Raw genomic sequence first — 20,320 nt, 5'->3', positions numbered from 1 at the left:
CCTTTTTCATATACCAATTTCAGCTCATAATTCCTCCTCTCGACGCTCATACTATGTAAAGAAACTGAATTGTAGGAAGGTGGACGACTATGTTAACTCCACAACAAATAAATCAATTTAAATCTATTTTAGAAAAACAACAGCAAGAAGTTGAACAAACAATACAAACTCATGAGAATACAGATCGTGCTTCTGAACGCGATTCTGTTGGAGAATTATCTAGCTATGACAATCATCCAGGTGATATGGCTACAGAATTGTACGAACGTGAGAAAGATTTCGGGCTCATCGAATTTTGGCATAAGCAGCTAGAAGATACAAAACATGCCCTGCAAAAAATTGAAGAAGGTACGTATGGAATTTGCGAAGTATCTGGCGAAGAAATTCCGTTTGAAAGATTAGAGGCAATGCCAACCGCTACAACATGTATTCAGCACACTACAAATAAATTAAATTTGAACACGCGACCAGTTGAAGAAGAGGTGTTGGCTCCTTCTTTTCACAAGCACGACGAAGATCATTCTGTAGAATACGATGCTGAAGATGCATGGCAAGATGTCGCAAATTATGGGACATCAGAAACACCGTCCGATTTAGAAAGACAGGATTCCAAAAACTATAATGGCATGTACGTAAATAGTGAAGAAAATATTGGGTATGTAGAGGATTTCGAAAATTTTATAGGAACAGACATGTATGGCAAAAATCCTCAAGTTTTCGCCACAGAAGAACATGAAGAGTATGAACAAATGCTTGATGACTTTGAAGAGCGTACTTTCAAAGGCGAGTTATCTTCAAATGAATCTAGCTCCAAAGAATAAAAAAAGCATTCCGAAATTCGGAATGCTTTTTTTCGCTAGCTAATTAGTTTTTTGTAACGTTAGCTGCTTGTGGTCCGCGGTTTCCTTCAACGATTTCGAAAGAAACTTCTTGACCTTCTTCTAAAGTTTTGAAGCCGTCGCCTTGGATAGCTGAGAAATGTACGAATACGTCTTCTCCGCCTTCAACTTCGATGAAGCCAAAACCTTTTTCGCCGTTAAACCATTTAACTTTACCTGTTTGCATGTCATGTACCTCCTAAATAAAAATGAAACTATGAATCCACATGAAAAGGTGGATATAAAGGACATGAATGTATAACAAGCTTACAGCCTTTAATACAACGTGCTTTATTTCCGTACCACATTATGTAGCTCAATAGTATTTTCACTATATCATGCTATGTCAAAAACGTCAAATGAGAACACTTTCAACCCATCGTTTTTTATAATCCTAGTATAACCTTAAATTTTCATTCTATTTTTATTCAAAAATTAACAAATCTACAGTATTCTAATTCCTTTGATTTCTGTACAATATAATTACTACATATAATGAGGTGAAAAAATGCAAGCACATGAAATCGAGTATAAATTATATGGCGATGATATGCAGTTTGTTGAAATTGAATTAGATCCAGAAGAAAGCGTTATCGCAGAGGCTGGCGCAATGATGATGATGGAAGATCATATCGAAATGGAAACCATTTTCGGTGATGGTTCTGGCCCATCTAGTGGTCTATTCGGTAAATTAATGGGCGCTGGTAAGCGTCTTGTTACAGGTGAAAGTATGTTTATGACTGTCTTTACAAATACAGGTCATGGCAAGCGCCACGTATCATTCGCCGCTCCTTATCCAGGAAAAATCATCCCTGTTGATTTAACACAATATCAAGGAAAAGTCGTTTGTCAAAAAGACGCGTTTCTTTGTGCAGCAAAGGGCGTTTCTATCGGAATTGAGTTTACGAAAAAAATTGGAACTGGTTTCTTCGGTGGTGAAGGTTTCATCATGCAGAAACTTGAAGGTGATGGACTCGCTTTCATGCATGCAGGAGGAACTGTATATAAGCGTGAATTAAAACCTGGCGAAAGACTTCGCATCGATACAGGTTGTCTCGTTGCCATGACAAAAGACGTTAACTACGATATCGAGTTCGTTGGAAAAGTAAAAACAGCTCTATTTGGCGGCGAAGGTTTATTCTTCGCAACGTTAGAAGGTCCTGGAACGGTTTGGATTCAGTCCTTAACACTTAGCCGTTTAGCAGCACGCCTTACAAGCCCAGCAGCTCAAAACAGCGGTGAAGGCAGCGTTTTAGGCGGACTTGGACGTTTATTAGATGGAAAAGAGTAAAACAGTGCCCTTATGGGGTGCTGTTTTATTTTGGCATGATTCGTCCATAAGTCGCTATAATTTCATCCACTAATTTATATACGCGATACAAACTATTTGCCCCCTCCAAAAGAATGAATCAAGTCCCTCACTGCATATATTGAACTATACCTTTTCTTAAGGAGGGCTTCCTTAATGCGTACTCCTTTATCCTTCGATAAAGATACCGCCATATTGTTAGCTTCTTGTTGTGAGTTAACGTATGAACAATATAAACAAAATGGGATTTTCGAAATACCGGATGGTTTTCAATATGTACAAGGCTTTCAAGGAAAAACCATTCAAACGACAGAATGGTTCGGATTCATACTAGAATCTGAGGATACGATTATTGTAGCTTTTCGCGGAACACAAACAGATACAGACTGGATTATCGATTCACTCGTTAACCAAAAACCATACCCATATGCTTTAAACAGCGGAAATGTCCATAACGGCTTTCTTTCCATTTATGAATCTTGCCGAGATTCTATTATGGATATGCTCGTATCACTACCAGCCCATAAAAAACTCCTTGCAACAGGTCATAGCTTAGGCGGGGCGCTCGCCACACTACATATACTCGATGCGCGTATCAACACCGCCTTCGCACAGTACGGTCTTTATACATTTGCCTCTCCCAAAGTGGGCGATATTGCATTTCGTAATTATTATAAACTACAAGTAGCTAGTAGCTTTCGCTTCGTTAATCTATTTGATGTCGTTCCTCTTCTCCCTCCGCGCAATGTCCATTTTAATGACCAAGACTGGGAATATGCACACGTTCATCACAACATGACTTTTACAAAAAACACAAAATCTATTACAAATAATCATGCCATGACAACATACAAAACATGTCTGACTTCTCATTTTTAACCAGGTAATGATTGGAAACCCTATATCCTTATACTATAATAATATATGAAGTTATTTTTGGATGAGGGGACCTTACATGCTAAAATTTATCTTTGCACTTTTTCTCATTGTAATTTTTACGTTTACAGGTTTCTTTACATTTTCATACTTTGCGACGGGAGAATATGGTGGAACAGGTATCATATATACCGCTATCCCATTTCTTTCTTAAGCAAAAAAAGAAAACCGAGCTTAATGAGATTAAGCTCGGTTTTTAGCAATTATATTCCTCTTTTAAAAGTGAATATACTTTGTCTCCATGAATAAAAGTCCCTTCAAAAGGGACTTTCACTTAATACTGTGTAACGGCATTACCAATACTCCAAATCTCATTACTATACTGTAAAATCGTTCGATCACTCGCAAAATGACCAGACTGTGCAATATTTAAAATCGACATCTCTAGCCACTTCGTTCGGTTTTCATACGCTCTACCAACAGCTTCTTGCCTTTCCGCATATGGACCAAAATCTCGCAGAACGAAGTATTCATCATTTTGAATTACGAGAGAATCATAAATTGCTTCAAATTCAGCTCCCGAATGTGCAAAGAAGCCATTCGTTAACTGATCTACTACTTTTTTAATATGCATATTGTGGTGATAATAATCACTTGCACGATATCCACCATTTTGATAGTAATGAAGAACCTCTTCCGCTGTTAAGCCAAAAATGAAACAGTTATCATCACCGACTCGGTCTTTTATTTCAACATTAGCTCCGTCTAACGTTCCGAGTGTGATCGCACCATTCATCATAAATTTCATATTCCCTGTTCCTGATGCTTCTTTACTCGCGGTTGAAATTTGCTCACTCACATCCGCGGCTGGGAATATATCTTCCGCTAAAGACACTCGATAGTTTTCTAGAAAGATAACTTTCATATATTGGCTTACGTACGGATCATTATTCACTTTCCTAGCGAGTTCATTGATTAATTTAATAATTTTTTTCGCATAGTAATAGCCAGGTGATGCTTTCGCTCCAAAGATAAAAGTACGCGGATAAAATGTAAAACTAGCATCCTCTTTCAAACGGTTATACAAATATAAAATATGAAGAACATTTAATAATTGTCGTTTGTAAGCATGTAGTCTTTTTACTTGCACATCAAAAATAGAATTAGGATCAATTGTAATCCCCATTTTATTATGAATACGCTCCGCTAAAATCTCTTTACGCTCTTGTTTTACCTCTGCAAATTTCTCTTGGAAACTCGCATCGTATTGAACTGTTTGCAGCGCTTGAAGCTTAATCGGTTCTTTCTTCCACTCTGTTCCAATCGCCTCTGAAATAAGGTTCGTCAGCTGTGGATTCGCCTTCATTAGCCAACGTCTATGAGCGATTCCATTCGTTTTATTATTAAACTTATCTGGATAAAACTCATAAAACAATCGCATTTCACGTTGCTTTAAAATTCCCGTATGAATTTTTGCTACACCATTTATGCTATGGCTACCGACAATTGCTAAATGAGCCATTTTCACAAGATCATGCGCAATAATCGCCATCTCTTCAATACGATGCCATTCATATGGATAACGTTCCCAAAGTTCATGACAGAAACGTTCATTAATCTCTTCAATAATCATATAAATTCTCGGTAATAACGGTTTAAAAATGTGAATTGGCCACTTCTCAAGCGCTTCTGATAACGTCGTATGATTCGTATAAGAAATCGTTTGCGTTGTTATGTGCCAAGCTTCTTCCCATGCTAGTTTTTCTTCATCTAATAAAATACGCATTAGTTCTGGAATCGCCAAAACTGGATGTGTATCATTAATATGAATCGCAATTTTCTCATGTAATTGACGAAGATCACCATATCTTTCTCTATGCATACGAACGATATTTTGCAAACTTGCCGATACGAGGAAATACTGTTGCTTCAAACGAAGTATTTTCCCCTCATCATGCGTATCATCTGGATATAAAAACTCCGATACCGCCTCTGTTTCACGCTTATATTTCAAAATATCTTTGCAATTTTGCGGGAAAGGAACTGGTTCAGCATTCCAAAGTCTGAGTGTATTTACAGTACTCGTCTCATAACCTACTACTGGAACGTCATATGGTACTGCCATAATCACTTCTGCATTCGTATGCCTGAACTCTAAACGCCCGTCAATGTATAGCGGTTCAACATTGCCGAAATAACTTACCTCTACAGCTTGATCATGCCTTCTTACTTCCCATACGTTTTCATGAAGAAGCCACTGTTCTGGAAATTCAACTTGATAACCATCAACAATTTTTTGATCAAATAAGCCGTGCTTGTAACGAATTCCACAGCCATGACCTGGTAAGTTTAAAGATGCAAGTGAATCAAGGAAACAGGCTGCTAATCGTCCAAGTCCACCATTTCCAAGACCTGCATCTGCTTCCACCTCTTCTAACTGTTGCAAAGAAATCCCAAGCTCAGAAAGTCCTTGCTCACATACATCCCTGATGCCTAAATTTAATATGTTACTTCCAAGCAAACGCCCAAGTAAAAACTCAATGGATAAGTAATACATTTGCTTTTGCTCTCCAGACCGATAACTTTCGTTCGTTGCAATCCATTGACTATTCATATACTCACGTACCATGTACCCAAGCGTATTGTATTGATCACGAGTTGTAGAGTCTTTAAAACTTTTACCATACATCGTCTCTAACTTTTCTAGAAAAGCTGATTTGAAACTTTCAACATGAGTAAACATTTCTTCACCACCTACATGTTATTCCATGAGACTTTTATACAATTTCTTATAGGCAAGAGCTGATTTCTCCCAGCTATAATCTTCAGTCATCGCTTGTTTTACAAGCTGCTCCCATACCGGTTTATCATGATAAAATTCAATCGCACGAAGAACCGTGTGCAACATGTCATGCGCATTAAAGTTCGTGAAACTGAAACCATTTCCTTCTCCAGTTTCTTCGTCATAAGATTGTACAGTATCATTTAATCCGCCTGTCTCTCTTACAATCGGAATTGTACCGTACGCTAATGCGATAAGTTGTCCAAGTCCACACGGTTCAAATAGTGATGGCATTAAGAATAAATCACTTCCTGCATACACTTGATGGGCTAGTTCTTCATTAAATCCGATATACACTTTTACCTTCTCAGGATACTCGTATGCCATCCACTCAAAGAATTGTTCATATTCAGAATCACCTGATCCTAAAATAATACATTGCACATCTTCCTCCATTATTTCGCGGAATACAGTACGTACTAAATCAAGACCTTTTTGCTTCGTTAATCTCGTTACCATCGAAATAATTGGTGTATCTTCTTTTTCTGGCAAACCAAAATAACGCTGCAAGGCGCGTTTATTTTCATTCTTTTCCTCTAATGACTCTGCATCATACTGAGCAGTAATATACGAATCTGTTTCTGGATTATATACGCTCGTATCAATTCCATTTACGATGCCGCTAAGCTTACCATTATTTTTTCGTAACAACCCATCTAACTTCTCACCGAAAAACTCATATTGAATTTCCTCTTTGTATGTCGGGCTAACCGCTGTAATTTGATCAGAAGCAATAATTCCGCCCTTCATAAAGTTCACATTTCCATAAAACTCTAGCTGCTCACTATGAAAATATTCATCACCAAGTTCTAACAAGTCATACATCACTTCAGGAGGAAATACACCTTGGAACTGCAAATTATGAATCGTATACACCGTTTTAATATGCTCATATAATGGATTATCTTGATACTTTTCACGCAGTAAGAAATTCACCATAGCTGTATGCCAATCGTGGCTATGAAGAACATCCACTTCGAAATCAAGATGCGGAATACACTCTAAAACTGCTTTCGAAAAATAAGAAAAACGCTCTCCGTCATCATAATGACCATATAAAGAATCTCTCTTAAAATAATATTCATTATCTATTAAGTAATACGTAATCCCGTCTTGCTCACCTTTTAAAATTCCGCAATATTGATTTCTCCACCCAAGCGGGACGTTAATTACTTTATGTAACGTACATCCATCCCTTAATTTTTGCGGAATAAGACTATAATTTGGAAGTATAATGCGAACGTCCACACCTAATTTTTTCAGCTCTTTTGGGAGCGCACCTGCTACATCAGCTAATCCTCCCGATTTAACAAATGGTACACATTCTGATACTGCAAATAAAATATTCACTTGTTGTCCCACTGCACGAAAAGCTTATACGACTTCCCTTGCAGCTTCCTCCCTTCGAGTTTTCATTTGAATGAATGCTTTAATCAGTGGAGGAAAAACCCCCACTGATTCTTTTAAGAATAACTATTAATCGTGCTGCTTTGAATACTTCCTTTTTCTACAACATATGGCTCATCGGCGTTTCCTTTTAGTACAACACCGTCACCAATTTTCACGTCTTTATCAATAATAACACCGTCTATTATACAATTATCTCCAATTTTGCTCTTTTGCATAATAATGCTATTACGAACAATTGAGCCTTTTCCAATTTTAACAGAACGGGAGATAACACTATTTTCTACTTCTCCTTCAATAATACTGCCGTTTGCAATCATTGTATTTTTCACGGCTGCACCCTTCAGGTAACGAGTTGGTGGTTCATCTTTTACTTTCGTAAAGATCGGTGCTTCTTTCTTAAATAATTGCTTCCAAATAGCAGGTTGCAAAATTTCTAAGCTATGTTTATAGTAACTTTCAATTGAATCAATAATAGCTACATATCCTGTATGCTCATACGTAGCAATATGCAGTGATTTTCCGCGCTTTTCTCTCACTACATCAAATAAACTGTATTGCTCCACATCTTTATATGTCTCAAATAAATCTAACAATAATTGTTTCTTTAACACGTATGTTTGAAGCGAAACCCCTTCATGGCAAACTTCAGTAATATCAGCTGCCGTATGTATATGTCGCTCTAACACCGCTTGAAAATTTAATGCTGTTACGAGATGGCTATTCGTAATAACAACGTATTCTTCTCTAGCTCTTAAAAAATAATCAATATGTCTTCTAAAATGTGCAAAAGACCCAAATTCATCTTGGTCACATTGGCAATTTGGCGGGAATAAAAACAGTCCGTCTCTTTTTCTATCTAAATCCCACTGTTTTCCTGAACCAACATGGTCCATTAGTGAACGGTTTTTATGACTTGTAAAAACCGCTACACTATGAATATTAGAATTCACCATATTTGAAAGCATGAAATCAATGAGTCGATAACGGCCCCCAAATGGTAACGCCGCTAATGAACGATGCCCTGTTACTTTCTTTAAGGAAGGAAAACTTCCCGTTGCATTAATAATTCCTAACATTTTTTCTCCCATTCATTTCATCCCCCTTTTCTATTTCCCTTCAGCAATGAGTACTACATCGTCGACATTTTTTTCTGGACGAATAATTGTTCCATCTTCAATAACCATTTCCGATCCAACAATCGCTCTTTCAATCACAACATTTTTACCAATCTTCGCTCCTGGCATAACGACAGAATCAATAACCATACTACCTTCTTCCACCGTCACCCCTTGGAATAATACAGAATGCTTCACATCCCCTTCAATGACGCATCCTTCGTTAATAAGTGATTCTTCTACTTTTGCCTTTTCTGCAATATATTGAGGTGGCTCATTTGGATTCACAGAATAAATACGCCAATTACGATCGTTTAAATTCAGCGATGTTTCATCGCGAAGTAAATCCATATTCGCTTCCCATAAGCTTTTCACCGTTCCAACATCTTTCCAATATCCTTCAAACGGATACGCCATAAGCTTTTTCCCTTCATCTAATAAAAGCGGAAGTACATCTTTTCCGAAATCATTACTAGATTCAGGATTTCTTGCATCCATCTCTAAATACTCTTTCAAAATTGCCCAGTTAAAAATATAAATTCCCATTGATGCAAGATTACTTCTTGGAAATTGCGGTTTCTCTTCAAATTCAACAATCTCCATCTCTTCGTTCGTATTCATAATACCGAAGCGACTCGCTTCATCCCACGGCACTTCAATAACAGAAATCGAAACGTCCGCTTCTTTCTCAATATGGTAATCTAGCATTTTACTGTAATCCATTTTATAAATATGATCGCCTGATAAAATCAGAACATACTCTGGTTCATACTGACTTAAATAGTTTAAGTTTTGATAAATGGCACTTGCTGTACCTGTGTACCACTTCACACCTGAAGACTCCGCATAAGGAGGTAACACTGTGACTCCACCGCTTACTCGGTCTAAATCCCAAGCATTGCCGATTCCGATATAATTATGAAGTTCGAGTGGTTGATATTGCGTCAAAATCCCAACCGTTTCAATACCAGAATTCGCACAGTTACTTAGCGTAAAGTCAATAATGCGATATTTACCACCAAATGGAACAGCTGGCTTGGCTAAATTTTTTGTTAATGCACTTAATCGACTACCTTTTCCCCCTGCTAGTAACATTGCTACGCACTTTTGCTTTTGAGCCATCTTGTTTTTTACTCCCCTTTCTCGTCTTCACTGGTCGTAATATGGATACGCCAAATGGTGGAATTGTAATTTCTACATGTGCCGCTTGATTATGATACGGTTCTTGAATCGTCTTGAGACGTTTCTTATTCACTTGCCCCGATCCGCCATATTGCTCAGCGTCACTGTTTAAAATCTCGTTATAATACTCGAAATCTGGCAAGCCTACTTTATAGTTTTCATATGTAGCTTTCGTAAAATTACATACGACAACTAACGCATCTTCTTGTTTATCCCCTTGACGGATAAACGAGAAAATACTTTGCTCATGATTATTAGCATCTATCCACTGAAATCCTTCAGGTGAATGATCAAGCTGCCAAAGTGGTTTGGAGCGCTTATACAATGCTATGAGCTCTTTAAAGTAATCATGCATATAACGATGCATTTCAAAATCATGTAAATTCCAATCTAAATCTTCAAGGTCTTTCCACTCATCAAACTGCCCGAATTCTCCACCCATAAAGAGTAATTTCTTACCTGGATGAGTAAAGAAATATCCATATAATAAACGAAGTTGAGCAAACTTATCCCAGTAATCTCCTGGCATTTTATTTAATAACGACTTTTTCCCATGAACGACTTCATCATGAGAAAGCGGTAATATGAATTTTTCAGAGTAAGCATATATTAAAGAGAACGTCATTTTCTCATGAATATACTTCCTATACTCAGGCGCACACTCCATATATTTCAGCACATCATTCATCCAGCCCATATTCCATTTGTAATTGAACCCAAGCCCACCTTCATACGTTGGAGCTGTTACAAGTGGCCAAGCTGTTGAATCTTCTGCTGTCATAAGAAAATCTTCATCTTCTGCAAACACCGCTTCATTTAACTCTCGTAAAAATGAAACAGCGTACTCATTACTTTGCTCTTGTCCTTCTTTATTCCAGTACAGCATATTCGCAACTGCATCCACCCTGAAACCATCAATATGGAAGTACTTCATCCAAAATAACGCATTTGAAATTAAAAAATTACGTACTTCCCTCTTCCCTAAATCAAAATTAACAGTTCCCCATACTAGATTTTCTTGTACATCTATATCTTTATATTCATAAGTCGGTGTCCCATCAAACAAATATAAACCGTGAGCATCTTTACAAAAATGCCCCGGCACCCAATCTAAAATGACACCGATTCCATATTTATGACATTCATCGACAAAATACATCAAATCATGTGGCGTGCCGAATCTACTTGTCGCTGCATAATATCCCGTCCCTTGATATCCCCAAGAACGATCATATGGATGCTCAACAAGCGGCATAATTTCAATATGTGTAAATTGATGTTCCACCACATACGGAATGAGCTCCTCGGCCATTTCTCTATAAGAATACAGAGCGCCATCTTCTTTCTTTTTCCAAGAACCGAAATGTAATTCATAAACTGTCATCGCTTCTTTATAAATCGATTTTTTCTTTCTCTTACGAATCCAGTTTTTATCATTCCATTCATATCCCTCTATATCAAAAACTACAGATGCCGTATTTGGTCTTACTTCTGCATATACTGCGTAAGGATCTGCTTTTAAAATAACGTCACCATCCATCGTTTCAATCGCATACTTATATATCTCATTCTCTTCAATATGCGGTACAAACAAGGACCAAATCCCCTCTTCTGTCACTTGTAGCATCTTATGTTGCTCATAATCCCATTCATTAAAATCTCCAACAACACTCATTGCTTTCGCATGAGGAGCCCATACTGTGAATCGTACACCTCGCATCCCATCTTCCGTCACAATATGTGCCCCAAAGATGTTATAACTGTCATAGTACTTTTCTGTATGAAACTCATCTCGTTTCACTTCTTCACAATTTATTACATCCAATATGTTCACCTCACTAAGATGACAGAAATTTTTTACTCTTTATCATTTCTGCGGAAAACTGAAATATCCTTGTTATTTTTTTAAAAACATTCGTTTTTTTCTTTAATTCCGCTTAAAACATTCAAATTTATTGTGTAAAATATCGAATTTTGACGAATATTCATTGCAAACGCTTCATTCTCTACTAGTCTTTCATCCTATTATTTATTTCTCAACCTTTATTTCATTAGATTTATCCTATTTTACTCGCTAGTTATCACTTAAAATCGTAACAAAATAATCTGTCATAAAAAAATGTTTCTCAACATTTTTCGTCACAATTTTATTGAAATGGAAAATTCATAAGCATATACTTGTTCTCAATAAAGAACCTCGAACCTTCGCAACTATAATTCATACTGAAACACTATGTTTACTCTATCCATGCTCCAGGCGAAAGTTCGATAAAAAATTATATTAGGGGGCTTTCTTATGTCATTAAAACAAAAAGTTGGAATGGGAGTTGTCACAGCAACGCTTGGCTTATCCCTTACATTCGGCGGTGTATTCGCCTATTTCAGTGATTCTGAAACATCCAGTAACTCATTTCAAGCTGGTACACTAGATCTTTCTATTAATCCAAGCGTAATTGTTAATGTGAAAGATTTAAAACCAGGTGATTTGATTGAAAGAAATTTCAAGCTTGAAAACAAAGGAACATTAGATATTGCAAAAGTAGCACTTGAAACATCCTATGAGGTTACAGATGCAAAGCAAAATAATGCTGGTGAAGATTTAGGTGATCACATCACCGTCAAATTTTTAGTGAATGATGGAAAGCCATCTAATCCAAACGATGATCATGAAATTTTGTGGGAAACAAAACTATCAGAATTAAAAACTATGAAACCGGAGGATGTAGCTACTTCTCTAGAACGTCATAACTTAATAGATGGTATTAAATCTGGTGAAACAGATTATTTACACGTTCTCTTCTCCTTTGAAGACAACGACCAAGATCAAAATAAATTCCAAGGTGATTCCCTGCAGCTAAACTGGACATTCCATGCAGAGCAAACACCAGGCGTGGAGAAATAATTTTTAAAATATAAATTATCGGAGGCCTATATATGAAAAAGAAAAATCGTTTTGTTACCGGAATTGTAACGGCTGGTGTTCTATTTTCAACTACCCTTCCGTTCAATGTACTTGCTGAAAACCCTATTAACCAAATTGACTCTTCAAACGCCCAGTCTTTACTATCAAAACTTTCTAAAGAACAGCGCCAAGCATTACAAACGTTAGATGCCAATCCTGGTTTTACTATTTCCCCAGATATTAATACGAGTAGTTCCGAACCAGTAAATATCATTGTAGAATTTCAAACGGCTCCAGTAAAGATTAATGAATTAAAACAAAAAGAAAAAGGATTACAAGCTGCTCCTGAAAATATAAAAGCACGTATTGATCAAGAACATGAAGAATTTCAAAAAGGACTCAAACGTCTTTATCAATTCAGCCCATCAGTAAAATCAGGGAATTTCCAGTCTGTACAAATTAAACGTTCTTATAAGCATGCTATAAATGGGGTTGCTCTAACGTTACCTGCAAATACAGTGGAAGAATTGTTACGAATTGGCGTTGTAAAGCGTATTTGGAAAGATTACGAAGTGAAATTAAATTTACCGAAACAAGCAGAGCAGAAAGCACCTCAAAAACTAACAGATAGCATTCCACAAATTGGAGTAGATAAGTTACATAGCGAGGGCATTACTGGAAAAGGAATTAAAGTTGGTGTATTAGATACAGGTATTGATTACAATCATCCTGACTTAAAAGATGTTTATAAAGGATACCGTGCAAAAAATGGCGAGGACTCTAGCAAAATAGACCCAAACTCTGTAAAAGGTTGGGACTTTATTAATAACGATGCAGATCCGATGGAGACTACGTATGCAGAGTGGCAACAATCTGGTGCTCCTGAATTTGATGATCGTGGCTCTTCCTTCTACACCGCGCATGGTACTCACGTAGCAGGTATCGTTTCTGCTCAAAAGAAAAACAAATCAGATTCCGCAGTAAAAGGTGTTGCACCTGACATTGAACTGTATAACTATCGTGTACTCGGTCCATACGGAAGTGGAGATAGTTCTGGTATTATCGCTGCAATTGATAAATCTATTTCTGACGGTATGAACGTCATTAACTTATCGTTAGGTGACGATAACAACAATCCGCTTGATCCAACGTCTATCGCTGTTAATAATGCGATGCTTTCTGGTGTTGTTACAGTCGTTGCTGCTGGGAACTCTGGTCCAAATCCAGCGACACTCGGATCACCAGGTGCTTCTCCATTTGCTATTACAGTTGGAGCAAGTGATAGCTCTATTTCCTTACCGAAATTATCAAGTCATGCTGGACAATTACAATTCCCTAACCTAATTTTATTCGGCAAAAACTTCACTGATAAAATAGAAGATTTCAAAGGACAATCCTTACCTATTGAATCTGTCGGAATCGGTACGCCTGACGAATTTAGTAAAAAAGATGTAAAAGGAAAAATTGCTCTCGTTGCACGTGGTACACTCTCATTTGATGAAAAAATCGCGAATGCGAAACAAGCTGGTGCAAAAGCAGTTATTATTTATAACAATGTGGACGGAGAAATCCCTTTCTACGTTGGCGAAAGCACAAAATACATTCCAGCATTCCGCCTAACGAAAGAAGATGGTGAAAAACTAAAAGCTCAAATCGAACAAGGTAATACATCCTTTACTTTCGATGAAATCAATTACATTCAAACAGAAGGCGATCATCTTGCAGACTTTAGCTCACGCGGCCCTGTTACATCAAATGATGATATTAAACCGGATATTACAGCACCTGGTGTTGCGGTACTTTCAACAGTACCTGAATATATTAACGACCCACAAGAGGGCGAAAACTACGATGTTTCCTATGAACGTATGCAAGGAACATCCATGGCATCTCCTCATATCGCTGGCGTTGCTGCTCTTATTTTACAAGAACATCCAGAATACTCTCCATTCGATGTAAAAGCATCTCTTATGAACACAGCTGATGATTTAAAAGAAAAGTATTCCGTATATGAAGTGGGAGCTGGACGAGTAGATGCTTATAACTCTGTTCATACGGAAACAAGTTTTAAAGTGTTAGATACGACAAAAACAATTGTAAATGATGAAGTGATTGAAGTACCTGAAGAAACTGGATCCATTGCATTCGGTAAGTACTATCAAAAAGACGGGGAATCTCTTGAACAAAAACGAAAAATTAAAGTTAAAAATCGCAATAAACAAGAGAAGAAAGAATTTAAAACAGAAATTTCTTATACACCAGCATCTTCTGCTATTAACGATGCTGCCGCAAACGGTGTAAAAGTTTCTACTGCTGAAACAATTACGATTGATGCCGGCAAATCAGATGAAATTGAAGCAAAAATTAATATTCCAGCTGGTGCAAAGCAAGGCCGATATGAAGGATACATCCATATTACAAACACGAAAAATAAAGAAGAAACGTATCAAATTCCGTTCTCTATTCGTGTATCAGAGCCTGGTATTGAAAATGCACTGTTATCAAGAAAAACAATCTCAACTGATACATCTACATTCAATCCATACCGTGAATCGTATTTGCACGGGGCATTCCAATTAAATAGCGAACTGGAGACGTTAGATCTTATCGTGAAAGATTCGAAAACAAATAAGGCTCTCGGCTTCATCGGAACGTTAAACACGAGTGGACTAAAAACGGACGTGTATTACTACTTAGATTCATTCTTTAACGGCAGAGTGTATCCTTTTACAAATGATCCTGCAAAACCAATTGGTGATGAGAAAATCGACTTACCAGAAGGTGATTACACAATTGAATTTGTTGGCTATGATAAAGCCGGAAAAGCACGTGTGAAAGGCGATTATGTCGTAATTGATAATACACCGCCAGAAGTGAAATTAACTGGATTACAGCCTGGTATTTATGAATTAAATGAAGAAAACTATACAGTAGAAGACGGTAAAAAAGCACTATGGATTAAAGGAAATGTATATGATTCTAACGTTGACTACTTAAAAGGAAAAGGATTTAACATTACGCAAGAAGCGAACGGTGTTATGTACTATGATTATTCTCCATACTTGCATAAGTTTTTGCCTATTAATGCAAATGGTGACTTTAAAGTTGGCATTACTCCTGAATCCTTTAAGGTGGAAGGCCCAATGAATACAGGCGTATATATTTTCGATTATGCAACTGCAGGTCCTGACTACCCGAGCGGTGTAAATAACTATTGGTTTATCCCGCAAGGCGCTCAATATGCAAAAGCTAGTTACGATAAAAAGGAATTATATAAAGATGATGAATTCACTGTGACGCTAAACGCCAAACATGTAAAACAATTTGTGTCTGGAGAATTTAACGTAGAATTCCTAGAGAAAAACTTCAAATTTGCAAATGCGAAATTGAATCCTGCTTTTGAAAAGCTCCTTTCCGAAAAAGGGGTAACAGCAAAAGTAAATGAACCGAAACTAGAAGAAGGTTCTGTTACAGTAGGCGGGGCTATCGATGATAAAAACTTCGGCGGATTAGATGGTGATTTCCCGTTCATTGATGTAACTTTCAAAGTAGAAAATGATGAATTTTATGAAGCAAATGCTCAATTAGATTTAGCAGTGTTTGCTTACTGGAAACAAGGTGAATCAGAGCCAAATAGAATGCGTGTCCTTCAAGATCAAACATTCTCAGTTATGTCTTTAAACTCAAAAGTAGAAGGAAATATTAAACCTGGTGCATTCTTAAATGAACGTGGATATTTAGATGAGAAATTCGATTATACAAAGCTTGGTGTAAAAGTATATGCAACGGATTCTTACCGTCATAAGTTTGAAGGCTCACTTGATAAATACGGTTACTTTAAACTAAATGGACTTCCTGTTAATAAACGTGATTATAACTTATACGTGGAGGTTCCAGGGCATTTAACAAGCCGACTAACAACGAAATTAGGTACTGAAAAAGATGGTAAGCTGCTTGGCCAATATTATTATGCACGACCTGATGAAAATCTTGCCGGTGATGTAAATGGAGATAAAGTAATTGATATAAAAGATGCTGAAATTATCGCTAGCAACTATGGTAAAAAAGGACTATCTGTAAAAGACGGCGACCTTAACAAAGATGGCATTGTCGACGAAAAAGATATTCGTTTCGTTGAAAAGAACTTCTTGAAAAAAGGACCGGATGCATCTAAATCACAAATACCTGTTGAAAAATCAAAAAGCGGTACACTGGCAGATATTTTAAAGAAATTAGGATTAACACCTAAAAAATGATAAAGTGAAACTTTAATCAGTGGGGGGTGTTCATCCCCCACTGATTATTAGCCCTCACCAATCGGGCTTTTACGAGCAGTTGATCACCAAACTAACTTCGTTGCTTTCGCTGCATTTTGAGGTGGGGATCTTACTGCCCGGCAAATAGCGGGATAATAAAGAGCACTCTATATAAAGTAGAGTGCTCTTTTCTATAAACGACCCTTATCCAGCAAAAGGGGTATATTGGGGATATACAAGGGAAACCGGAAAAGGAATTTATATTAAATTATATAAAAACTCAGAGGTAGGAAGCAGTTTCCCGCCTCTGAATTATTTAGCAATTATTATAGTACTGGTGCCATTGTTTCTTTTAATACTTTTACAGAATGAGCGAATTTCGCTTTTTCTTCTTCATTTAGCTCAAGTTCTACGATTTCACGTACACCTTCGCGGTTAATAACAGCTGGAACACCTACGAAAGCATCTTTCTCACCATATTGACCTTCAAGGTATGCCGATACAGTTAATACGCTGTTCTCGTTGCTTAAGATTGCTTTAGTTACACGAAGTAGTGACATACCGATTCCGTAGTAAGTTGCACCTTTACGTTCGATGATATGATAAGCTGCATCGCGTACATTTTCGAAGATTTTATCTAAGTCTTCTTGTTTGTACTGCTCGTTGTTAGCTAAGATTGTTTCTAACTTTTGTACACCTACAGTAGCGTGGCTCCATACTGGAAGTTCAGTGTCACCGTGCTCACCAACGATGTAAGCATGAACGTTACGTGGATCTACATCTAAGTAGTCACCTAACATGTAACGGAAACGAGCAGAGTCTAAAGTAGTACCAGAACCGATTACACGCTCTTTTGGTAAACCAGATTCTTTCCAAGTTACGTAAGTTAAAATATCAACTGGGTTTGTAGCGATTAAGAAAATTCCATCGAACCCGCTATCCATAATGCCGCGAACGATTTGTTTAAAGATCTTTGTATTTTTCTCAACTAAGTCTAAACGAGTTTCACCTGGCTTTTGTGGTAATCCAGCAGTGATAACAACTAGATCTGCATCTTTACAATCTGCATAGCTACCGCTCCAAACTTTTGTTGGTGATGGAGAGAATGGTACCGCATGGCTTAAATCCATTGCTTCCCCTTCTGCTTTTGCTTCATTAACATCTACTAATACGAATTCTTCAGCTACACCTTGGTTGATCATTGAGTAAGCGTAACTACAACCTACAGCTCCTGTTCCTACTAATACTACACGATTGATACCTTTTTTCATGGTAATTTCCCCTCTCTATTGTTCACATCTATTTTTTTATGATTGTTTAAGTAATTAATTAAAATACTAATTTAATGTTGTTTAACTTCTTTACATTCATATTGTAGCACGTATTATTGTGAATTACTTCACAAATTATGACCTATTTGTGAACTTTTTCACATAGAGTGTAAAGTTATTAAATCAAGTATGAAATCAATCTCAATGGAGGCGTTTTCTTTAGATTGTGAACGTGAAATTGTTCCGTTTTTACCGGTAAGTGAAATTATATCGACGATTCTTTAAATATATCAACGATTTTTAGAATATATCGACCGTAACTCAAAATATATCAACGATTCGACAAGGAATATCGACTTACCGACAAAACCCGACAATAATGACAACATAAAGAAGCTGTCTCCAATAGATCATCTATTAGAGACAGCTTCTTTCTTTATTTTCCGCAGTAGCTCCTAATACAGCAGCTTTTACGAAATTTTGACCATTTAACTTCTGTAAATCCGCAGCCGTTCCTGTCACAACTACTCCAATGACTTTTACATCCTGCTCACTTGGTTTTGTTTTCTTTCCTTTTAGGTAGTCATATATACGCTTATATTCCTCATAATACTTTCCCTTTTGCTCCAGCCCATTTTGAATTGCTAAAAGGAAATCTTTTTCCGTTCCATTTCCAAATTCAATATCACCTGGTTTTGCTTTAAAACCGTACACATTATAAGCACTTTCAGTCATATCATCAATATAATACGAATTTTTATCATAATATGTGTCCACCCAATACCAAACAGGATGAACTCCTTCTGGTAACATGTCTTTTAGTTCGGAGACCTTATACGGTTTATCAAAAGATATAGCCAATTCAGCTACTTTCTTTTCATCTTTTATTTTCTCTAAATCATTTATATAACTATTATATGAAGCAAATGGGAGATAAAATTGCATCTCTCTTTCCATCGTTTGATTATTATACAATTCACTTGTTTTATTAATATGTTCATTTCCTATTACAACATTATCTGATATTGTTAATGGATTTACATTCGATACTAGGCGAAATGTATTCCAAACTTTATACTCATACACTTCATCCTCCCACTTAACAGGTTTCCCTTCAATAACTTTATACGTTTTATACTCTACTGTGCTTTTAAATATACCATTAGGAGTAATTGCCACGCCTCTTTCTGTATTGGGTCTTGTAATTTGTCTTATCATATTTAAGTCACGATCCATCTCTGAGTAAGCTCTATTGTTTAATTGCGAAATTACTATTATAAAACCGAAGAATAGAACAATAAAAAGTGAAATCGAAATTACTGTAATTTTTAATAACTGTCTTCGCTTCGCCTTCTTCAACATTTTTGATACTTTACTTGAATCTATATCAAAATCGAAATCATCTCTGCTCATCTTCCAACCTCCTATACAGCTTTTTAAACTCGTTTCGAGCTCTATATAAAGAAACACGCACGGTATCTTCTTTCATCTCTAATACAGTTGCTATTTCCTTATATGAGAGTTCATAGTCATACTTTAATAAAAGAATATGTTTATATATTGGATTCATCTTTCCAAGTATGCTTTGTATTTCTACTTGAAGCTCTTTCCTTAAAAGCGGTTCATCTAATCCTTTTGCTCCAATTAATTGAACAGATTCAATCGGTATTTGTTCAATGCGCTGTTGCCTTCTTGCTAGATCACGATGCCTATTAATCGCTACTTGAAATAGCCATGTTTTGATATACGTAATTTTCATATTCGGTATAGATACTAACGCTTTATGTATCGTATCTTGAACGATATCCTCTGCTTCTGCTGGTGTTACTCCAATTTTGAGCAAATATCTATAAATACTTTTTGATGTTTCTATAATAACCTTTTCATACTCCATCGCTCTCTCCTATCTATTAGTTAGACATTCAAATAGAAAAAAGTATACAAAAAATCCATAAAAAAAAGCAGACTATCCAAAGTCCGCTTTTACAAAACAAAAAAGAGATAGCAGATTATGCTATCTCTTTTAGTATGACCCGTACGGGATTCGAACCCGTGTTACCGCCGTGAAAGGGCGGTGTCTTAACCACTTGACCAACGGGCCAATTCTGGCAGAGAAGAAGGGATTCGAACCCTCGCACCGCGTTCGCGATCTACTCCCTTAGCAGGGGAGCCCCTTGAGCCACTTGGGTACTTCTCTATAATATGGCTCCGCAGGTAGGACTCGAACCTACGACCGATCGGTTAACAGCCGATAGCTCTACCACTGAGCTACTGCGGAA

Annotated in this window: 15 protein-coding genes and 3 tRNA genes; 6 read left to right on the top strand and 12 right to left on the bottom strand. The window is 36.9% G+C overall.

The genetic code is table 11. The features are described 5' to 3' along the window. The first annotated feature begins 89 nt into the window (after positions 1-89). Positions 90-821: a yteA family sporulation protein gene (locus AC1Q8N_RS07000; RefSeq protein WP_098079229.1), complete on the top strand. Its 732-nt coding sequence runs from the start codon at positions 90-92 to the stop codon at positions 819-821. Between the two features lie 43 nt (positions 822-864). On the opposite strand, the gene cspD is transcribed toward AC1Q8N_RS07000, so the two are convergent. Further along, positions 865-1,065 carry a cold-shock protein CspD gene (gene cspD / locus AC1Q8N_RS06995; RefSeq protein ID WP_001193052.1) on the bottom strand — a complete coding sequence of 67 codons (201 nt, stop codon included), beginning with the start codon at positions 1,063-1,065 and terminating at the stop codon, positions 865-867. A 321-nt stretch (positions 1,066-1,386) separates the two neighbouring features. On the opposite strand from cspD, the gene AC1Q8N_RS06990 reads away from it, so the two are divergent. The 3 genes from AC1Q8N_RS06990 (at position 1,387) to AC1Q8N_RS06980 (ending at position 3,277) form a co-directional block, all read left to right on the top strand. Continuing rightward, positions 1,387-2,169, top strand: coding sequence for a TIGR00266 family protein (locus tag AC1Q8N_RS06990; protein WP_001147830.1), 783 nt, complete (start codon positions 1,387-1,389; stop codon positions 2,167-2,169). Between the two features lie 174 nt (positions 2,170-2,343). Continuing rightward, positions 2,344-3,066, top strand: coding sequence for a lipase family protein (locus AC1Q8N_RS06985; protein WP_001260119.1), 723 nt, complete (start codon positions 2,344-2,346; stop codon positions 3,064-3,066). 76 nt (positions 3,067-3,142) lie between these two features. Beyond that, positions 3,143-3,277, top strand: a complete 135-nt coding sequence (locus AC1Q8N_RS06980; RefSeq protein WP_000911073.1) for a hypothetical protein — start codon at positions 3,143-3,145, stop codon at positions 3,275-3,277. Between the two features lie 120 nt (positions 3,278-3,397). On the opposite strand, the gene glgP is transcribed toward AC1Q8N_RS06980, so the two are convergent. From glgP to glgB, 5 genes are all read right to left on the bottom strand, one after another. Continuing rightward, positions 3,398-5,806: a glycogen phosphorylase gene (gene glgP / locus AC1Q8N_RS06975; protein WP_098124474.1), complete on the bottom strand. Its 2,409-nt coding sequence runs from the start codon at positions 5,804-5,806 to the stop codon at positions 3,398-3,400. An 18-nt stretch (positions 5,807-5,824) separates the two neighbouring features. After that, positions 5,825-7,255: a glycogen synthase GlgA gene (glgA, locus tag AC1Q8N_RS06970; protein WP_002203738.1), complete on the bottom strand. Its 1,431-nt coding sequence runs from the start codon at positions 7,253-7,255 to the stop codon at positions 5,825-5,827. A gap of 113 nt (positions 7,256-7,368) precedes the next feature. Further along, positions 7,369-8,403 (bottom strand): glucose-1-phosphate adenylyltransferase subunit GlgD, encoded by a 1,035-nt coding sequence (gene glgD, locus AC1Q8N_RS06965; protein ID WP_000504143.1) that lies wholly within the window; start codon positions 8,401-8,403, stop codon positions 7,369-7,371. An 18-nt stretch (positions 8,404-8,421) separates the two neighbouring features. Continuing rightward, positions 8,422-9,552 carry a glucose-1-phosphate adenylyltransferase gene (gene glgC / locus AC1Q8N_RS06960; protein WP_000057613.1) on the bottom strand — a complete coding sequence of 377 codons (1,131 nt, stop codon included), beginning with the start codon at positions 9,550-9,552 and terminating at the stop codon, positions 8,422-8,424. Next, positions 9,500-11,437: a 1,4-alpha-glucan branching protein GlgB gene (gene glgB, locus AC1Q8N_RS06955; protein WP_098079235.1), complete on the bottom strand. Its 1,938-nt coding sequence runs from the start codon at positions 11,435-11,437 to the stop codon at positions 9,500-9,502. The genes glgC and glgB overlap by 53 nt, the downstream gene beginning before the upstream one ends. 471 nt (positions 11,438-11,908) lie before the next feature. Between glgB and AC1Q8N_RS06950 the strand changes: the two genes are divergently transcribed. Beyond that, positions 11,909-12,514 carry a CalY family protein gene (locus AC1Q8N_RS06950; RefSeq protein WP_098047218.1) on the top strand — a complete coding sequence of 202 codons (606 nt, stop codon included), beginning with the start codon at positions 11,909-11,911 and terminating at the stop codon, positions 12,512-12,514. A 32-nt stretch (positions 12,515-12,546) separates the two neighbouring features. Beyond that, the gene (locus tag AC1Q8N_RS06945) at positions 12,547-16,770 is read left to right on the top strand and encodes a S8 family serine peptidase (RefSeq protein WP_098079237.1); all 4,224 of its coding nucleotides are present in this window, start codon (positions 12,547-12,549) and stop codon (positions 16,768-16,770) included. Between the two features lie 326 nt (positions 16,771-17,096). Here AC1Q8N_RS06945 and AC1Q8N_RS06940 read toward each other — a convergent pair whose 3' ends face one another. From AC1Q8N_RS06940 to AC1Q8N_RS06915, 6 genes are all read right to left on the bottom strand, one after another. Further along, positions 17,097-18,041, bottom strand: a complete 945-nt coding sequence (locus AC1Q8N_RS06940) for an L-lactate dehydrogenase (RefSeq protein ID WP_048541166.1) — start codon at positions 18,039-18,041, stop codon at positions 17,097-17,099. Positions 18,042-18,458: 417 nt separating this feature from the next. Further along, positions 18,459-19,454: an anti sigma factor C-terminal domain-containing protein gene (locus AC1Q8N_RS06935; protein ID WP_098079240.1), complete on the bottom strand. Its 996-nt coding sequence runs from the start codon at positions 19,452-19,454 to the stop codon at positions 18,459-18,461. Next, positions 19,441-19,935 (bottom strand): RNA polymerase sigma factor, encoded by a 495-nt coding sequence (locus AC1Q8N_RS06930; RefSeq protein WP_087958373.1) that lies wholly within the window; start codon positions 19,933-19,935, stop codon positions 19,441-19,443. The genes AC1Q8N_RS06935 and AC1Q8N_RS06930 overlap by 14 nt, the downstream gene beginning before the upstream one ends. A gap of 135 nt (positions 19,936-20,070) precedes the next feature. After that, a tRNA-Glu gene (locus tag AC1Q8N_RS06925) sits at positions 20,071-20,142 on the bottom strand. A gap of 5 nt (positions 20,143-20,147) precedes the next feature. Beyond that, positions 20,148-20,238: transfer RNA gene (locus AC1Q8N_RS06920), tRNA-Ser, on the bottom strand. Between the two features lie 6 nt (positions 20,239-20,244). Beyond that, a tRNA-Asn gene (locus AC1Q8N_RS06915) sits at positions 20,245-20,319 on the bottom strand. Position 20,320 lies beyond the last annotated feature (1 nt).

This window comes from Bacillus sp. GW823-FHT06B01 (assembly GCF_058952315.1).
This window is presented reverse-complemented; position numbering and strand designations above follow the sequence as displayed.